Genomic DNA, 17,882 nt, shown 5'->3' with positions numbered 1-17,882 from the left:
GTTCGTCCGCCTGTTCGTCCGCTGATCGGCCCGCTTATTTCTTCCTGCCGTCGCCGAGCGCGTCGCGCACCTGCTGCAGCGCGGCCGGATCTTCGATCGTCGGCAAATCGCCCGGCTCGCGCCCTTCGGCGAGCGCCGCGATAGCGCGGCGCAATAGCTTGCCGGAGCGCGTCTTCGGCAGCATCGATACCATCACCACGCGCGCGGGCCGCGCAATCGAGCCGAGATGGCGGTCGACCGTCATCGCCAGCTCGGCTTCGAGCCGCGCGCGCTCGCTCGGGTCGCCTTCTCCCTGCGCGCTGCGCAGCACGACGAAGGCCATCGCTGCCTGACCCTTGACCGGATCGGTCACACCGACCACCGCGACTTCCGCGACAGCCGCATGGCTCGACAGCGCCTCCTCGATCTCGCGCGTGCCGAGGCGATGGCCCGCGACGTTGATGACGTCGTCGGTGCGGCCGAGGATCGTCACGTAGCCGTCCTCGTCCTGCACGCCCCAGTCGAACGTCGAATACACCTGCTGGTTCGGCACGCTCGACCAGTAGGTGCCGACGAAGCGCTTGTCGTCGCCCCATACCGTCGACATGCAGCCCGGCGGCAGCGGATAGTCGAGCGTCAGCACGCCTTTCTCGCCGGGCGCGCAGGGCTCGCCGGTCAGCTCGTCGCGCACGGTCAGGCTATAGCCGATCGAGGGCACGCCCGGCGACCCGAGCTTGGTCGGCAGCGCCTCGATGCCGCGCGGAATCGCGAGCATCGGCCAGCCGGTTTCCGTCTGCCAGTAGTTGTCGATCACCGGCTTGTTCAACGCGTTGGAGATCCATTCGGCGGTCGGTTCGTCGAGTGGTTCGCCGGCGAGAAACAGCGTGCGCAGGCTCGACAGATCGGCTGCCTTCATCAGCGCCGGGTCCTGCTTCTTCAGCACGCGTATCGCGGTCGGCGCGGTGAACATCAGGTTGATCTTGTGCTGTTCGACGAGCCGCCACCAGATGCCGCCGTCCGGACGAATCGGCGTGCCTTCGTACATCACGGTGGTCAGCCCCGCGATCAGCGGCGCGTACACGATGTAGCTGTGGCCGACCACCCAGCCGACGTCGGACGCGGTGAACATGGTGTCGCCGGGTTTGCCCTCGAAGATGTATTCCATCGATGCCGCGAGCGCGACCGCATAGCCGCCGACATCGCGCTGCACGCCCTTCGGTTTGCCGGTCGTGCCCGACGTGTACAGCACGTACGACGCCTCGTTCGATTCGAGCCATTCGCACGGGACGTGGGCGTCGAAGAACTGTTCGCGCAGCGGCTCATAGGCGACGAGGTAGGGTGCGTTCAGTCGCGCGGGCGCGAGCTGCCGGTCGATCAGCAGCACATGCGGTGTCTTGTGCATGGCGCGCGCGAGCGCTTCGTCGACGAGCGGCGTGTAGTCGACCACCTTGCCGCCGCGCGCGCCGGCGTCGGCAGTGACGATCAGCACGGGCTTCGCGTCGTCGATACGCGCGGCGAGGTTCGGTGCCGCGAAGCCGCCGAACACGACCGAGTGGATCGCGCCGAGCCGTGCGCAGGCGAGCATCGCGAACAGCGCCTCGGGGATCATCGGCAGATAGATCAGCACGACGTCGCCGCGCTTCACGCCGAGCGAGCGCATGACGGCGGCCATCCGGTTGATTTCGGCGTACAGATCGGCATACGTGTAGTGCCGCTCGATGCCGGTTTCGGTCGATACGTAGACGAGCGCGTTCTGCTGCGCGCGTTCGGCCAGATGCCGATCGACCGCGTTATGGCAGAGGTTCGTGCGACCGCCGACGAACCAGCGCGCGAACGGCGGCTTCGAGCGGTCGAGCACGGTGCCGAATGGCGTGTGCCAGTGAATGCGCCGGGCTTCTTCGCGCCAGAAGGCTTCGGGGTGGTCGATCGAGCGGCGGTGGAAATCGCGGTAGCGGGTCATCGGCGGCGATCCTCGTGCGGCGGGAGTGGACGGGGTTGGATGAAACGGAATCGCAAATTGCGCGCCCGGTGCGGCGCTGGTTATGCGCACAAGCATAGCCACGGGCGGGAGGGGGGGCAAGCGGGTTCGCCGTAAGGGCGAAGGGCAACAGAAGAAAGTCGTTGTTCGTCATTTTCATCCGTCGCCCATTTGTTGTTTCTGCACCGCCAGGTAGGGTAGAGGCGATCAACGTGACAGGTCGTTTTCCCCCAGGATGGTGAGGCTTGCATGTTCAATCGATACGCTTATGAGCGTGGTAGAGCGGGCGTTCCAGCCTGCGCGACCTGAAGGAGGGGGCTACGCCGTCGCCAGATTGCTACATTCCATTAACGGTCAGGTACTGACATGCGCAAGTCCAGCATCGCCCGTTTTCTCGCTGGCGTAGTTCTGCTTGCCCTTGTCGTTGCGGTTGCTGCGTTTAACGTGATTAACCTGGACGAAGCGTATGGAAGCGGCGAGCCCTATTATTCGCGCACGACGAACATGGACAAGTGGAGCGATCCTTTGCCGGTGCTGGCTGTTGTCGACGGTGTTGCGGTTATCGTCATTGCGGTGGGTTTTTTGCTGTGGAGGCGGATGCGGGGCTAAGGCGAGGGTGGTGTTCTTTGCGGTGTTGGCCTTTCCTTGCTGACTTATCGGTCTATTGGCGTTGCCCCTGTGCGGGGCGGGGCTTTTTTCGTTGTTCTGGCTTTGTTGGCCTTTCCTTGTTGTCTTGTCGGTCTATTAGCGTTGCCCCTGTGCGGGGCGGCACCTACTTTCTTTGCTGCTGCAAAGAAAGTAGGCAAAGAAGACAGCTCAAACCGCCAACTCCTAAGCGGGTTCCTCGGTCTGCATGAGGTAGTGGTGCATCTGGAATCCGTGCTCCCGCACATTCCGCGCTAGTGACAAGGCGGTCATTCTTCCGGCGGCGCTACGCGCGCCGAAACCCCGTTCAAAAACCACTGGTTGTTTCGGCGCAACGCCGAGGCACAGCCGAGGGCCCCCGCTGCGCGGGCAAAGCCGTTGGTTTCCCTGGCAGACCCGTCCGCGACGCACGTAGTGCGGAGTGGGAGGGATGACGGCTTTGTCACGAACGGCGGAATGTGCGGGGGCACGGATTCCAGATGCACCACTACCCCTTCCAAGCCAGGGGACCCGCTTAAGAGTTTGCGGTTTTAGCTGTCTTCTTTGCCTACTTTCTTTGCAGCAGCAAAGAAAGTAGGTGCCGCCCCGCACAGGGGCAACGCTAATAGACCGACAAGACAACAAGGAAAGGCCAACAAAGCCAGAACAACGAGAAAAGCCCCGCCCCGCACAGGGGGCAACGCTAATAAACCGACAAGCCAGCAAGGAAAGGCCAACACCGCACGATAAGGAAAAAGCCCCAACCCCGCGGCACGCGCTCACCCTTTAACCCGCTTCCCCTCAACATCCGGCAACAAAACAGTCAGCACCCCAATCAACGGCAAAAACGAACAAACCTTATAAACAAACACAATACTGGTAGCGTCAGCGAGTTCCCCAAGCACCGCGGCGCCCACGCCGCCAAGCCCAAAGGCAAATCCAAAGAACAACCCAGCCACCATCCCAACCTTCCCGGGGATCAACTCCTGCGCATAAACAAGAATCGCCGAGAACGCCGAGGCGAGCACCACCCCAATAACAACCGTCAGCACACTAGTCCAGAACAGATTCGCATACGGCAACAGCAGCGTAAAAGGCGCGACGCCAAGAATCGACACCCAGATCACGTACTTGCGCCCGATCTTGTCGCCGATCGGCCCGCCGATCACCGTACCCGCTGCGACCGCCGCGAGGAACACGAACAGATGGATCTGCGCGGCCTGCACCGACAGATGGAACCTGTCGATCAGATAGAACGTGAAATAGCTATTGATGCTGGCGAGATAGAAGTACTTGGAGAACACCAGCAACACCAGCACGCTCATCGCCAGGATGATCTTGTTACGCGGCAGCGTCACATGCGCGCCCTGGCCGCGCGCCTTCCTGACCGACGGATGACGCTTGTACCAGCGGCCGATCTGCGTGAGCACGACGATTGCGACGAGCGCCGCCGCCGAGAACCACGCGATGCTGCGTTGCCCGTGCGGAATCACGATCAGCGCGGCGAGCAGCGGCCCGAGCGATGAACCCGCATTGCCGCCGACCTGGAACAACGACTGCGCGAGACCGTGACGGCCACCCGAGGCCATCCGCGCGACTCGCGACGACTCCGGATGGAATACCGACGACCCGCAGCCGACCAGCGCCGCGGCGACCAGCAGCACGCCGAAGTTCGGCGCGACCGACATCAGCAGCAGCCCGGTCAGCGTGAAGCCCATGCCGACCGGCAGCGAGTACGGCTTCGGATGTTTGTCGGTATAGCTGCCGACGAGCGGCTGCAGCAGCGACGCGGTGATCTGGTAGGTCAGCGTGATCAGACCGATCTGCCCGAACGACAACGAGAAGTTGTCCTTGAACATCGGGTAGATGGCGAGGATCAGCGACTGGATCATGTCGTTGAGCAGGTGCGAAAAGCTGATCGCACCGAGCACGGAATACACCGTGCGCTGGACCTTGGCGGCCGCCGGCGCAGCGGCGGCCGGGGACGCGCTCGCCCCCGTGGCGGATGCGCCGGCAAGGGCGCTTTTATCGAGGCTCGTTTCCATACGCTAGAAAAAAAGATCGGGAAAACGGTGGAATGAAAGATCGGCACCGAAAACCGGTGCGGGCAGCACGCCTCGTAGGCGCGTTCCGCGAAGCACTGCGGCGTTTCGTCGCGGCAACCGGCGTTTTGAATATCTAGCCGAAGTTTAATGTGGCCGGAGCGAATTGTAAGGACAAGTTTTGTCGCGAATCGGACAGGGGGGCGGATGACTTTTCATTCGGCGGTGAAAGGACGAATCGTCAGCTCTTTGCCTGAAGAAACTTTTTTTGGCGAGTTTTTGGCCACGGTATAAAGCGCTCGCGATTGCGCGGCTCACGAAGCAGCGCGTCGAACATGGAACCGGGAACGGCAAGCGGCGCACGACCCGCCCCGGCCTGCACAAGCGAAATTCAAGATCGCGGGGCGCGCTGCCGTAGACCCGGAGAGATAAGTGGTGATGCCGGAACCGACTGTCCGGCGCGTCGACATGTGGGGACGGGGATTATGAAAGCAGTGGCACGCAGCGCAGCGGCAACGAAGTTCAACGGCCTGTCGGTCAAGGCGACGCTGCGGATCGCGTTTGCGATTCTGCTCGCCGGCACGCTGCTGATCGGCGTGTTTTCGCTGCTGCAGATCGGCCGGCTGAACGCGTCCGCGCAATCGATCTACGACCAGGGCCACGTCGCGAGCCGCGCCGCCGAGGAAGCGCGCGGCCACATGCTGCGCGCGAGCCGCGCGCAAAAGATGCTGCTGACCGCGACCACCGCGAAGGAGCGCGACGAACTCGGGGCCGACATCGAGCGCGGCCTCGCGGGTCTCAACGAGCAGCTGGGCACGCTCCAGCAGTACGTCGATAAGTCGGACGCGAAGGCGGTCGGCGCGCAGAAGGCGTTCACCGCGGCGGTCGCGGCATGGAGCGGTCACCTGCGCGACTTCGTCACGCTCGTGAAAGCGCAGCCGCTCGATCTGTCGCAGATGAACTGGCAGGTCGGCACGCAGGACGTGTCGCTGCTCGTCGAAACCGGCAAGCTCGAAAAGCTCGTCGACGAACTCGTCGCGCAGCGCGGCACCGCCGCGAAGGCGACGATCGACGCGTCCGGTTTCATCTATCACTCGTCGTTCGTGATGATCGCGGTGATGACGTTCGCACTGATCGTGCTCGCGGTCGGCATCGCCGCGTGGGTCGTGCGGCGCCTCACCGCGCAGCTCGGCGGCGAGCCCGCGTACGCGAAGGAGATCGCGCGCCGCATCGCCGCGGGCGATCTGTCGAATCGCATCGCGCTCGGCGGCAAGGACCGTGCGAGCATGCTGTTCGCGCTGTCCGACATGCAAAGCGGACTCGCGACGACGGTTGCCGACATCGCGTCGAGCGCCGATGCGATCGCGACCGCGTCCGCGCAGATTTCGATGGGCAACCTCGATCTGTCGCAGCGTACCGAGCAGCAGGCGCTTGCGCTCGAGCGCACCGCGAGCAGCATGGAGCAACTGACCTCGACGGTGCGTCAGAACGCCGACAACGCAAAGCAGGCGAGCACGCTCGCGAACAACGCGTCGGCGATCGCCGAGCAGGGCGGCGCGGTCGTGAGCCGCGTGGTGGCGACGATGAACGACATCAACGACAGCGCGCGCAGCATCGGCGACATCATCGGCGTGATCGAGGGGATCGCGTTTCAGACCAACATCCTCGCGCTGAACGCGGCCGTCGAGGCGGCGCGCGCGGGCGAGGAAGGGCGCGGCTTTTCGGTCGTCGCGGCGGAAGTGCGCAATCTCGCGCAGCGCAGCGCGGCGGCCGCGAAGGAGATCAAGGGCTTGATCCAGACTTCGGTCGAGCGCGTCGGCAACGGCTCGACGCTCGCCGCGGACGCCGGTCAGACGATGGACGAAGTCGTCAAGGCCGTGAAGCGCGTGACCGACATCATGGGCGAGATTTCGGCGGCGTCGTCCGAGCAGAGCGTCGGTATCGAGGCGATCAGTCTCGCGGTCACGCAGATGGACTCGGGCACGCAGCAGAACGCCGCGCTGGTGGAGGAGGCCACCGCCGCGGCCCGCTCGCTCGACGATCAGGCGCGCGGGCTGAAGGCGATGGTGGGGCAGTTCAGGCTATAAAAGGCGGCGCGGGCGTCAGCTCGCGTTGGCCGACGAGGAGCCGGAGCCCGTCCCCGGCCGCACCACCACCGTGCAGGTCGTGCCCGCCGCCAGCATCACGTCGGGCGGCACCGAGTCGATCCGCACGCGCACCGGCACGCGCTGCGCGAGGCGCACCCAGTTGAAGGTCGGATTCACGTCCGCGAGCAGCTCGTGGCTTTGCGGATTGTCGCGGTCGTAGATGCCGCGCGAGATGCTCTCCACGTGGCCTTGCAGCGTGCCGCCGCTCATCAGCCGCACTTCGGCCTGATCGCCGACGCGCACGTGCGGCAGCTTGGTTTCCTCGAAGTAGCCATACACCCAGAACGAGTGACTGTCGACGATCGCGAGCTTCGCGGCGCCGGCCGTCGGATAGTCGCCGCGGAACACGGACAGGTTCATCGAAGCTGTGGAGATTTTGGGCGGTCGCCCATGTACGGACTGCCTGTCGCACGGTAATCATCTGACTGCTGTCAATCCTGGCAGCGACTTCAGATAGACCATCGACACACCTATGTCCCTGTCCGTATTTGAAATGCACTCCGTGGAGCTGTTCTGCCAGCGGCCACCGGGTACCTGGTACGTCATCTGCGACGAATGGCACTATAAAGCGTGCCTCGGCAAGGCCGCAGACCTTCAGAGAGCCAGGGCGGAGACCCGCGAATTTCTTGCTATCGCCACACTGAATCGCGGAAAGTGGGAGGAGGACCGGAAGCTGGTCAAGAATCTCATCGACAGTCACTGGCTGTTTTTTCATGATGTACGGGACCGGAATCCTGACTCCGATGGCTGGCGGGTCATCGTTGCTCTGCTCGAAGAGGTGCGCCGGGGCAAACTGCTTGCCGTTAAAGGTCCGCGTAATGGCCTGTTTCCGTCACCGTACAGCAGCACGCCGTTAATGAATCCCGTAGCGAGGACAGGTAGTCACCCGGACGGCGAACCCATTTTGTCCGTCCAGTATGATCCGCCCACCTGGCAAACCCGGCTGGACGCTGCGCGCGCAGCCCGGGCGACACCGCCGCGCATCGAGATACCACAGGCACTGACCAAGGCGCAGCGGTGGCAGACGCGCAAGGCGCTGATTGCGGCGGGCAATGCAGCCATGTCAGGGCGCGTGCGGACAGCCGCTGAGCGGCTCGCCCGCAACAATGTCGCGGTGGAGAAGGCCAGACTCTCCGATCATGTCTACGAGCCGTCCAGGCCGGTGCCCGAAGGGTGGGCGAACCGCAGCGGGGATATGGAATTTCTGGATCGGTATGGCTTAAAGCCGAAAGACCTGAAAATCAAGGGTTCCAATTTTGGAGCGCAGGTGTATGAACCGGATGCGGCGGTCTTCGGCAACGATATGAAGCCCACCCTTGCCTTCAAGGGAACCGAAATGACGAGCCTGCCCGACTGGTCGAACAATGTTAACCAGAGCGTGAATATCGAATCGGAATATTACGCACGGGCAGTAAGGAGTGGCACCAAGCTAACTGAGATTACCGAACCTATCGACATAACAGGTCACTCCCTGGGCGGCGGCCTGTGTTCGGCTGCATCCGTCGCCAGCGGCAAGGACTGCTGGAGCTTCAATGCCGCCGGTCTGCACCCGAAGACGGTCGAACACTACGGCGGCCAGGTCACGCCATCGAACATCAATGCGTACCATGTGAACGGCGACATTCTGACCGTGGCACAGACGTGGACGCCGCTGCCCGCTGCAGCCGGTACTGCCTATCCGCTGCCCGGCAGCGGCTCGCCCGTGTCGCGGCACTTCATCAGGCAGGCAATAGACGGCATCGAGCAGCAGAAGGCGGAGGACATCTCCGTACTCGAAACATTGTCATAACGGGGCTGAAAGCGATGAAAATACTCAGCCGCATCCTTATCGTGCCGGTGCTATTACTGGCGCTATCCCCTGTGGTTCATGCAATGAAAAAATTTCCCGCCACTGATTTTTTTAGCGGCCCGCAACTCGAACTGGCGCAGGCCATCGAGCGAGGCGACATGGAGCAGGTCCGTCGACTGGCACCGGAGACAGACCTGAACACGCCCGGGCGCAAGAACATGACGATGCTGTTTTTTGCGTTTCAGGAGGCATTGCAGCGCGACCCGCATCGGCTTGCGGTTATGTCGGAGGTGGTGAAGGCCGGAGCCGATCCCTTGCAGGAAGTGCCGAATTTTGGCGATCCGCTCGGGGTCGGGCTCAACAGCTCGCACCCGGAATTCCTGCGTGCGATGCTGGACGGCGGTGTTGATCCAAATTTGATATCAGAAGGCACCCCGATAATTTTTGATGTTGCAAGCGATCGTAAATTGGGCTCGCTCAAGTTGCTGGTGGAGCGTGGCGCGGATGTGAACCGGCGCGATTCATTGCGCAACACATCTCTCTACGAAGCGCTAACTGGCTACGACACCGGGGCAGTCAATTACCTTCTCGATCACGGAGCCAACCCCAACACTTACAACATCAATGGAATCTCATTCCCAAGACAATTGGAATCGCAGATAGAACATATAGGCTCCACCTCTGAATCAGGTGTCAAACTGGTCGAAATCCGAGACCGCATCATCAGGATGGGCGTGAAATGGCCTCCGGAGACTCCGGAACAGATAAAAGCACGTTGGGGAGCCAATCCTCCGCGACGGCTCGATGACAGCAAGCTTCCGCTGCCTTGAAGCCGAGACCGAAAGTGCTACATCCGGGTAGCCCTCAGACTGCTGACCAACCCCACGTTTTTCGGAGCGTGGGGTTTTGTTTTTCAGGCAAGAAGCGATGAAAACACTCAGCCGAATTCTTATCGTGCCGGTGCTGTTACTGGCGCTATCCCCTGTGGTTCATGCAATGAAAAAATTTCCCGCCACTGATTTTTTTTAGCGACCCGCAACTCGAACTGGCGCAGGCCATCGAGCGAGGTGATATGGAGCAGGTCCGGCGACTGGCCCCGAAGACAGACCTGAAGACGCCTGGGCGCAAGAACATGACGATGCTGTTTTTTGCCTTTCAGGAGGCGTTGCAGCGCGACCCGCACCGGCTTGCGGTTGCGTCGGAGGTGGTGAGGGCCGGGGCCGATTCCTTGCAGGAAGTACCGGATTATGGCAGCCCCCTCGGGGTCATGCTCAACAGCTCCCATCCGGAATTCCTGCGCGCGATGCTGGACGGTGGGGTTGACCCCAACACCATGATCGAGGGCCGCAGACCCATCATTTTCTTTGTTGCAAGAGAGTCGACATCTGGTTCGCTCAGGCTGCTGGTGGAACGTGGCGCGGATGTGAACCGGCGCGATTCGTTACGTAATTCAGTGCTGTATCAAGCGCTGGCAAATCGCGCGCTAGATCAAATTGACTACTTGCTGGACCATGGGGCAAACCCCAACACCTACAACATTAATGGCGAGTCATTCCCACTAGGGATATGGGATGACATTAATACCTTCGCGCCCAATTCCCCGACCTACAAAAAGCTAATCGAGATTCGGGACCGCATCATCAAGATGGGCGTGAAATGGCCTCCGGAGACTCCGGAACAGATAAAAGCACGTTGGGGAGCCAATCCTCCGCGACGGCTCGATGACAGCAAGCATCCGCTGCCTTGACACAGAGACCGAAAGGGCAACCTTCGACTGGAAGTCCGCAATGAACCAGTTTGTCATCCTGTTTGGCGAGCGCTTCACGCTGGCGAGGGGGTAGGATTTTTTAAACCGACTCGCACACGAAAAGGCGCATAGGCTCCGGGCACGCAGCAGAACGCCGCGCTGGTGGAGGAGGCCACCGCCGCGGCCCGCTCGCTCGACGATCAGGCGCGCGGGCTGAAGGCGATGGTGGGGCAGTTCAGGCTATAAAAGGCGGCGCGGGCGTCAGCTCGCGTTGGCCGACGAGGAGCCGGAGCCCGTCCCCGGCCGCACCACCACCGTGCAGGTCGTGCCCGCCGCCAGCATCACGTCGGGCGGCACCGAGTCGATCCGCACGCGCACCGGCACGCGCTGCGCGAGGCGCACCCAGTTGAAGGTCGGATTCACGTCCGCGAGCAGCTCGTGGCTTTGCGGATTGTCGCGGTCGTAGATGCCGCGCGAGATGCTCTCCACGTGGCCTTGCAGCGTGCCGCCGCTCATCAGCCGCACTTCGGCCTGATCGCCGACGCGCACGTGCGGCAGCTTGGTTTCCTCGAAGTAGCCATACACCCAGAACGAGTGACTATCGACGATCGCGAGCTTCGCCGCGCCCGCGCTCGCATAGTCGCCGCGGAACACGGACAGGTTCGTCACGTAGCCGTCGACCGGCGACACCACGCGCGTGCGCTCGAGGTTCAGCTTCGCGGCGTCGAGCGCGGCGAGTGCCTGCTGATAGGCGGCATCGGCGGCGGACGCGGTATGCGTCGCGTTTTCGCGGCTTTCCTTCGACACCACCTGCGAATCCATGTCGGCACGCCGTTGCGCGTCGTCGCGCTTCATCTGCAACTCGGCTTTGCGCGCGGCAACGGCGGCCTGCGCCTGCTCGACCGCGATCTGGTAATGCGACGGGTCGATCTGCATCAGCAGGTCGCCCTTCTTCACCAACTGGTTGTCCTTGACCGGCAGATCGACGATCGCGCCCGACACGTCCGGCGCGACGTTGACGATCTCGGCGCGCACGCGGCCGTCGCGGGTCCACGGTTCGTCCATGTAATGGACCCACAGCACGCGGCCAATCACGATCGCGACGATGAAAATGACGGCTGTCGCGATGAAGCCCACAAGATTTCGGATGGTCATGTTTCGACTCTGATCAACGATAAACGGCGAGGCCGAGAAGGCCGCACACGGACACGAGCAAGCTGGCCCGGAACAGGGAGGGGTGCCACACCACGCGATAGAGGCCCGTATAGGCGATCACGCGATCGACGAGCCAGGTCAGCGCGGCGCCCGCGATGAACAGCAGCACAATGGCCGGCACATAGGCATCGAGCACGGCGATATCACGCGGCATGAGGAACTCCTTTTTCTTCTGATGCGTCCGCGCGCGCGCCGATCGCCAAGGCAAGCGGCGACTGCGGATCGAGCAGCGCGGTACGGATGAAATGCAGTTGACTGAGGATGCGCAGCAGCTGATGGCGTTCTTCACGCGATGGCGTGAAGCCGGCCATCAGCTGCTGCACTTGCGCGATCGCATCGGCGGTCGCCGCGAGCGCGCGCGCGAAGTGCTGCTGCCGCGGCCGCTCGAACAGCGCCGCGAGCGCATCGCGCAGCGCGCGCAGCGCGACGCGCCACGGTGCCGCTTTGTGGTAGCGCGGCTCGTTGGGCAGCGTCGCGATTTCGCGGCGCAGGTCGATCACCGCGTTGCCGACCTCCAACACCGAAAACAGCCAGCGCAGCGTGTCGCGCTTCGTTTCGGGCTCGTTCTGCGACAGCGCGTCGATCTGGAACATCAGATCGCGCGCGCCGCTTTCGAAGCGCGAGCGCACGCGTGCCAGACCCGCGCGGCCGGCCAGCACCACCTGGCGGCGCAGGTCGACGAGCAGACGGTTGCGCAGCCACGGCGTCGACGGCGGCAGCAGCACCGCGAACGCGATCGACGACACCAGCATCGACAGCACCAGCGCGAGCGCGTCGTTCATGAACGCACTCGGGTCGTAGTGAATCACGTTGTCGGGGCCGGCGAGGAAGCAGAAGAAGATGCAGTAGCCGACGCCGTAGCCCGCGAGCGTCGCACGCGTGGTCATCAACACGCCGAGCAGCAGGAACGGCGTGAGCGCGACGCACAGCATCACGAAGCCGTCGATGTGCGGATACACGCCGAACACCGCGATCATGCCCATCAGCGTCGCGAGCACCGTGCCGCCGGCCATCTTGAACGCGGTGCGCTTCGGATCCGGCGACGCCGACGCGAGCGCGCACACGGTCGCTGCGACCAGCGTCAACGTCGAGCCGCTCGGCCACGCGGTGGCGATCCAGAACGCCCCGAGCACCATCATCACGATGGCCGCGCGCAGGCCCGCGACGCCGGCCGCGATCGCGTTGGTTTTCGGCTCGTAGCGCTCGATCCAGCGTTCGCGCGCGTGCCTGTCGACGGCGAGCGACGCGTAGGTCGCCGCGTACGCATGCAGGTCGTCGATGAAGCGGTACAGTAGCTCGGCGCCCGTGTCGAAATCGAGCAACGGCGCGTCGGGGTGCGTTTCGAGCTCGTCGCGCGTCGCGCGCACGCGTTTGGGCAACTCGCTCCTGTAGGTGTCGAGCTGGGCCGCGGCGTGCGCGGCGTCGGCCGCGCTCAGCACCGGCTCGCCCGACTTCGCGAGCAACGGCGCGATCTCCTTGAAGTACGGTTCGAGCGCGGCGATCGCGATCGCCGCGCCGTGCGTGCCGCTGTCGCGCAGACGGTTCATCAGCTGATGCAGCGCGTGAAAGCGCGTCGACGCGGTCATGAACTCGCTGTTCAGACGCGCGAGGCGCCCGCCGCGCATCCGCGAATCGGGGCCTTCGAACACGGCGATGCTGCGCGCGGCCTCGAAGCCGACGATGTCGGCGACGAAGCGCGCATTGGTCGCCTCGATCTGCGCGCGGTCGTTGCGCCCGGCAAGCGACGCCGACACGTACTCGACGAACGCGGAGAAGCGCGCACGCACGGTGCTGCGCATCTGCAGGCCGGCGAACTGCGGAAACACGAGGCCGCTGACCGCACCCGCGCAGATGATGCCGATCACCACTTCCGCGACCCGCGTGAGCGCGCTCAGGAACGCGCCGTCCGGATGCTGCGAAGCGGGGATGCCGATCAGCGCGGCCGTGTAGCCCGCCAGCACGAAGCCGTACGAACGGAAGTTGCGATTGCGCGCGGCGCCGGCGGTGCAGATGCCGACCCAGATCGCGGTCGTGCCGAGGAACAGCTCCGGCTGCTGCGCGAACAGTCCGATCAGCGCGAGCATCACGACGAGACCGACCAGCGTGCCGCAGATCCGATAGAAGCTCTTCGCGAACACTGCGCCGCTTTGCGGCTGCATCACGATGAACACGGTGGTCATCGCGGTGCGCGGCTGCGGCAGATCGAGCTTCATCGCGATGCCGAGCGCGAGGAAGCACGCGGCGAGCGACTTGAACAGATAGATCCATACGAGGCCGTCGGTGCGCGCCCAGTGGGCGGCGGCTTCGTAGAGCGCGGCGAACGAGGCGGGGCGCGCGCTCGACGGGGAGGGCGAGGAGGACATGGCCTTCCTTACTCGGACGCGGGCGCGTTCGGGGCGCGCGAGGCGGTGGTGGCGGCGGTGATGGCTGCGTTGGTCCTGGCGTTGGCGTTGGCATCCGCATCCGCATCCGCTGTTGCCGTGTCGCTACTCGCCGCGCCGCTCTTGCTTTCGCCGCTGCCCTTGCCATGCGCCGGCAACGTTTCGTTATCCCGCGGACCGTTGGCCGGATCGTCGAGACCGCCGCCGAGCGCCGTCATCAACGACGCATGCGCGCCGAGCCGCTCGGCCTGCACTTTGGCGACACCTTCCTGCGCGCGCAGCAACTGGTTTTGCGCGACCAGCACGTTCAGATAGTCGGTCAAGCCGCGCCGGTAGCCTTCGCGCGACAGCTCGTAGTTCCTGCGCGCGGCGGCGACCGAGCGGTCGGCGTCGTCGGCCTGGGTGGTCAGCGAACGGATGCGGATCACCTGGTCGGAGATGTCCTTCAGCGCGCCCACGATCGACTGGTTGTAGCGCTCGATGGCCTCGTCGTAGCCCGCCGACGCCGCGCCGAGCTGCGAGCGCAGCCGGCCGCCGTCGAAGATCGGCAGCGTCAGCGCGGGACCCACGCTCCAGCTATGCGACGGACTCTTCAGAAACTGGAACAGCGGCCCCATCGCCGCATAGCCGCCGATCGACGCGAGCAGGTTGATGTCCGGATAGAACCCGGCCTTGGCGACGTCGATGCCGCGCGCCTGCGCGGCGACCGTCCAGCGTGCCGCGACCACGTCCGGCCGGTGGCCGATCAGATCCGCGGGCAGCGCGGCCGGCAGGCCGGCGGGCGCGGCGAGCGACAGCGCCGGGCGCTGGATCGCGTCGCCGGCGCCCGGACCCTTGCCCGCGAGCGCGGCCAACTGATTGCGGCCGAGCGCGATCTTCTCCTCGATCGCGTCGATCTGGCGCTCGTACTCGGGCATCGGCGTCTCGGCCTGGCTCACTTCGAGCTGCGTGCCGATGCCGCCCTTCAGGCGCCGGTTCGCGAGGTCGACGATCTGCTGCTGTTGCTGCAGCGTGGCCTTCGCGATGTCGAGCAACGCGTAGTTCAGCGACATCTCGATATAGGTGCGCACGACGTTCGCCTGCAGTTCGAGCTGCGCGGCGCGCGCGTCGGCGGCGCTGGCGTGCGCGAGGTCGAGCGCGCGCTCGGCGGCGTTCTTGTCCTTGCCCCAGAAGTCGAGGTGATAGGCGAGGCCGAGCGTGCCGGTGTTGTTCCACGACTGCTCGCCGGCGAGCGGGCCCGGGCCGTAGAACACGTTGTCGGCCCACTGCTGGCGCTGGATCGACAGGCTGCCGTTGACTTGCGGCGCGAGCGCCGCGCGCGCGACGCCGGCCATCGACGCCGCCTCACGCACGCGCGCCTGGGCGACCGCGAGACTGGGATTGCCGGCTTGCGCGTCCGCGATCCACCGGTCCAGCTGCGGATCGTCATAGGCACGCCACCAGTCGGCGGCGGGCCACTGCGCGTCGGCGTTGGCGGCGCGGATTGCGTTGCCCGCATCGAGCGACGCAGGATTGATCGTGTGCGTTTGCGGCGCGACGCCTCCGGTACTTGCGCATCCGGCGATTGTTAATAGGATCGTAAGAACCGCGGCCGCGGCGATCCCTTTGAGTACCGGAGACTGCACGATTTCCTCCAAATTTGACTATAGAAGCTTGTGCGCAATTATATTTTTTTGATCGATTGCGGAATAACCGGTAAAGATGCAAGGCATTTTTACCAGACATGAGACAATCGCCATTGCTGATCGTGTAACAATCGATGCCGATTTCTGAGGATAGGTATGGACACGCTTCAAAACATGCGCGTTTTCGTCCGCGTCGTCGAAGCGGGCAGCTTCACGGGCGCCGCACAGCATCTGAATACGACGACGGCCTACGCGTCGCGCGCGGTTTCCGATCTGGAAGCGCATCTGCGCACACGGCTTTTGAACCGGACCACGCGCCGCATCGCGCTGACCGAAGCTGGCGAGCGCTATCTGCAGCGCTGCGAGCAGATTCTCGCGTACGTGGATCAGGCGGAGGCCGAGGCGAGCGACGCGCACGCGCGTCCGTCCGGCAAGCTGAAGGTTCACGCGATGACGAGCTTCGGCCAGCACTACGTGGTGCCGGCCGTAGGCCGTTACCAGCAGCGCTACCCGGACGTGCATATCGAACTGACGCTCGCGCAGCGCATGCCCGATCTGCTCGACGAAGGCTTCGACGTGTCGCTGACGCTCGCGACCGGCCTGCCGGATTCGGGGCTCGTGTCGCAGCGCCTTGGCAGCGCGTTCAGCATTGCGTGCGCGTCGCCGGCGTACCTCGAACGGCGCGGCGTGCCGCAAACGCCTGCGGACCTCGCGCAGCACGTCTGCCTGCAGATGGTGACGCCGGTGAATCCGCCGGACAAATGGACCTTCGACGGCCCGAACGGCGAGGAAGTGGTCTCGCTCGGCGCGGCGACGTTTCAGGTGAACGTGGCCGAGGCGATGGTCGTGGCCGTCGCCCAGGGCATGGGCGTAGCGCTGATTCCGATCTACTCGGCGATCAGCCGTTTGCGCAGCGGCGAACTGGTGTGGCTGATGCCCGGGTACACGTCGCAGCAGATGAATCTGTATGCGCTGTATCCGTCGCGGCAGTATCTCGATGCGAAGATCCGCACGTGGGTCGAATTCCTGCGCGACGAGTTGCCTTCGACGCTGGCGGCGGATCAGGAGGAGTTGCGGCAGTTCGCGCGGACCTGACCGATCTGCTTGTCATGCATTGACGTTCGAGCGGCACGCGGAGTGCGGCACGCGGAGTGACAGCCTGTTACACACGCGCCGCGCCGCAACATTTCTTTACTTCTGCCGCGCAGTCGATTTGTTAACGTGTCGTTCACGCGTCGCCGCTCTGGGCGGACGCGCTGGATTCGCCGCCGTTCGGCGCCTCGTAACCACTGAAGGACGACACATCCATGGATACGCACCTGATGATCGGCTTGGCCGTCATGTTTGGACTGATCGGCGTCGCCGCCTCGCGCGATCTGCTGCGCCGCATGCGCGAACAGCAGCCGCAGCTCGTGCCGGTCGAGGTCGAGTCACAGGATGCGCCGCGGCGCGAGCGGTGAGCGGTGAGCGGTGAGCGGCGGCGGGTTGATCTGATGCAAGAGGCCCGCACCCGCTAGATCTCGACGACCTTGTCCCACGCAAACAGCGGATTTTCCCACTGGCGCGTGCGCCGGTCGAAATAGCCGCGCGGATTGCACACGACGCGGGTGCCGTCCACCACGTAGTCGAACGACGTATGCGTGTGGCCATGAATCCACAACGCGACAGGCGCGCGCACGAGCTCGGGCAGATGGTTGACGAAGCCCGCCGACACGCGGTCTTCGGCAAAACGCCCGGCCAGGCTCAGCCGATGCGGCGCGTGATGAGTGACCACGATCGTTTGGCCGGCGAACGGTTTGGCAAGCTCGCTTTCGAGCCACGCGCGCGCATGCTGGTGCAGCGCGAGCGAATCGGCGGGCGTGAAGTCGCGCGCGGCGTCGCGCGGGTCGTGCGGCCAGTTCATCTGGATCAGCCCGCGATAGTCGAGCATGACCCGGCGCGCGGCGACGATCGATTCCTCGATTGCATCCGGTGTCGCGCCGTACAGCGCGAAGTCGGTCCACAACGTCGTGCCGAGCACGCGCCAGCGGCCCTGGCTGTCGACCAGCGCGGCGTTGTTCAGCACATGCACGTTGTCGACCTGCGCGGCCGCGTCGAGCATCGCGCTCTCCAGCGCGCCGAATTCACCGTCGTAGTACTCGTGATTGCCCGGCACGTAGACGACCGGCACCGCGTCGTCGAACGCCTGCGCGGCCCAGCGCGGGCCGGCCGCATGATTGTGGATGTCGCCCGCCAGCACCACGAGATCCGCCTGCGCATGCGGGATCAGTTCAGGCTCGTCGTTTTCCAGATGCAGATCGGACAGCACGCGAATCTTCACGGACGCGACTCCTGCAAAACGCCTGCGCGCCGGAT

Annotated in this window: 14 protein-coding genes and 1 pseudogene; 7 read left to right on the top strand and 8 right to left on the bottom strand. The window is 64.3% G+C overall.

Annotated features, from left to right (window positions below):
• Positions 1 to 34 precede the first annotated feature (34 nt).
• Positions 35 to 1,939, bottom strand: a complete 1,905-nt coding sequence (locus OKW37_RS17505; protein WP_429405020.1) for a propionate--CoA ligase — start codon at positions 1,937 to 1,939, stop codon at positions 35 to 37.
• A gap of 384 nt (positions 1,940 to 2,323) precedes the next feature.
• Between OKW37_RS17505 and OKW37_RS17500 the strand changes: the two genes are divergently transcribed.
• On the top strand, positions 2,324 to 2,566 hold the full coding sequence (locus OKW37_RS17500; RefSeq protein ID WP_184063607.1) for a hypothetical protein: 243 nt from the start codon (positions 2,324 to 2,326) through the stop codon (positions 2,564 to 2,566).
• A 794-nt stretch (positions 2,567 to 3,360) separates the two neighbouring features.
• Here the strand turns inward: OKW37_RS17500 and OKW37_RS17495 are convergent.
• Positions 3,361 to 4,626, bottom strand: a complete 1,266-nt coding sequence (locus OKW37_RS17495; RefSeq protein WP_429355856.1) for an MFS transporter — start codon at positions 4,624 to 4,626, stop codon at positions 3,361 to 3,363.
• Positions 4,627 to 5,108: 482 nt separating this feature from the next.
• Here OKW37_RS17495 and OKW37_RS17490 point away from each other — a divergent pair, with 482 nt between their 5' ends.
• The gene (locus tag OKW37_RS17490; protein WP_429405023.1) at positions 5,109 to 6,710 is read left to right on the top strand and encodes a methyl-accepting chemotaxis protein; all 1,602 of its coding nucleotides are present in this window, start codon (positions 5,109 to 5,111) and stop codon (positions 6,708 to 6,710) included.
• Positions 6,711 to 6,725: 15 nt separating this feature from the next.
• On the opposite strand, the pseudogene OKW37_RS17485 reads toward OKW37_RS17490, so the two are convergent.
• Positions 6,726 to 7,127 (bottom strand): annotated as a pseudogene (locus OKW37_RS17485) (HlyD family efflux transporter periplasmic adaptor subunit); the annotation flags it as partial.
• Between the two features lie 115 nt (positions 7,128 to 7,242).
• Here OKW37_RS17485 and OKW37_RS17480 point away from each other — a divergent pair.
• From OKW37_RS17480 to OKW37_RS17470, 3 genes are all read left to right on the top strand, one after another.
• Positions 7,243 to 8,559, top strand: coding sequence for a hypothetical protein (locus OKW37_RS17480; protein ID WP_429405025.1), 1,317 nt, complete (start codon positions 7,243 to 7,245; stop codon positions 8,557 to 8,559).
• Positions 8,560 to 8,573: 14 nt separating this feature from the next.
• Entirely contained in the window at positions 8,574 to 9,389 is an 816-nt protein-coding gene (locus OKW37_RS17475; protein WP_429405027.1) for an ankyrin repeat domain-containing protein, read from the top strand.
• A 302-nt stretch (positions 9,390 to 9,691) separates the two neighbouring features.
• Entirely contained in the window at positions 9,692 to 10,306 is a 615-nt protein-coding gene (locus tag OKW37_RS17470; protein ID WP_429405029.1) for an ankyrin repeat domain-containing protein, read from the top strand.
• 261 nt (positions 10,307 to 10,567) lie between these two features.
• Here OKW37_RS17470 and OKW37_RS17465 read toward each other — a convergent pair whose 3' ends face one another.
• From OKW37_RS17465 to OKW37_RS17450, 4 genes are read right to left on the bottom strand one after another with little or no spacing between them, the layout of a single operon-like run.
• Positions 10,568 to 11,461, bottom strand: coding sequence for an efflux RND transporter periplasmic adaptor subunit (locus tag OKW37_RS17465; RefSeq protein ID WP_184021775.1), 894 nt, complete (start codon positions 11,459 to 11,461; stop codon positions 10,568 to 10,570).
• A 13-nt stretch (positions 11,462 to 11,474) separates the two neighbouring features.
• A complete protein-coding gene (locus OKW37_RS17460; protein WP_018421177.1) occupies positions 11,475 to 11,675 on the bottom strand; it encodes a DUF1656 domain-containing protein in 201 nt (66 codons plus the stop codon).
• Complete coding sequence (locus OKW37_RS17455) at positions 11,665 to 13,884, bottom strand: FUSC family protein (RefSeq protein WP_429405031.1); 2,220 nt, start codon at positions 13,882 to 13,884, stop codon at positions 11,665 to 11,667. Before OKW37_RS17455 ends, OKW37_RS17460 begins: the two co-directional genes overlap by 11 nt.
• Positions 13,885 to 13,892: 8 nt before the next feature.
• Positions 13,893 to 15,527, bottom strand: coding sequence for an efflux transporter outer membrane subunit (locus tag OKW37_RS17450; RefSeq protein WP_429405033.1), 1,635 nt, complete (start codon positions 15,525 to 15,527; stop codon positions 13,893 to 13,895).
• 156 nt (positions 15,528 to 15,683) lie between these two features.
• Here OKW37_RS17450 and OKW37_RS17445 point away from each other — a divergent pair, with 156 nt between their 5' ends.
• Positions 15,684 to 16,622, top strand: coding sequence for a LysR family transcriptional regulator (locus OKW37_RS17445; RefSeq protein WP_429405035.1), 939 nt, complete (start codon positions 15,684 to 15,686; stop codon positions 16,620 to 16,622).
• A gap of 212 nt (positions 16,623 to 16,834) precedes the next feature.
• Positions 16,835 to 16,987 (top strand): hypothetical protein, encoded by a 153-nt coding sequence (locus OKW37_RS17440; RefSeq protein ID WP_167544144.1) that lies wholly within the window; start codon positions 16,835 to 16,837, stop codon positions 16,985 to 16,987.
• 53 nt (positions 16,988 to 17,040) lie between these two features.
• Here OKW37_RS17440 and OKW37_RS17435 read toward each other — a convergent pair whose 3' ends face one another.
• Complete coding sequence (locus OKW37_RS17435; protein WP_184021786.1) at positions 17,041 to 17,847, bottom strand: metallophosphoesterase; 807 nt, start codon at positions 17,845 to 17,847, stop codon at positions 17,041 to 17,043.
• Between the last annotated feature and the right edge of the window lie 35 nt (positions 17,848 to 17,882).

Origin of the sequence: Paraburkholderia sp. MM5482-R2 (assembly GCF_050436125.1) — a bacterium.
Classification (GTDB): domain Bacteria; phylum Pseudomonadota; class Gammaproteobacteria; order Burkholderiales; family Burkholderiaceae; genus Paraburkholderia; species Paraburkholderia tuberum.
This window is presented reverse-complemented; position numbering and strand designations above follow the sequence as displayed.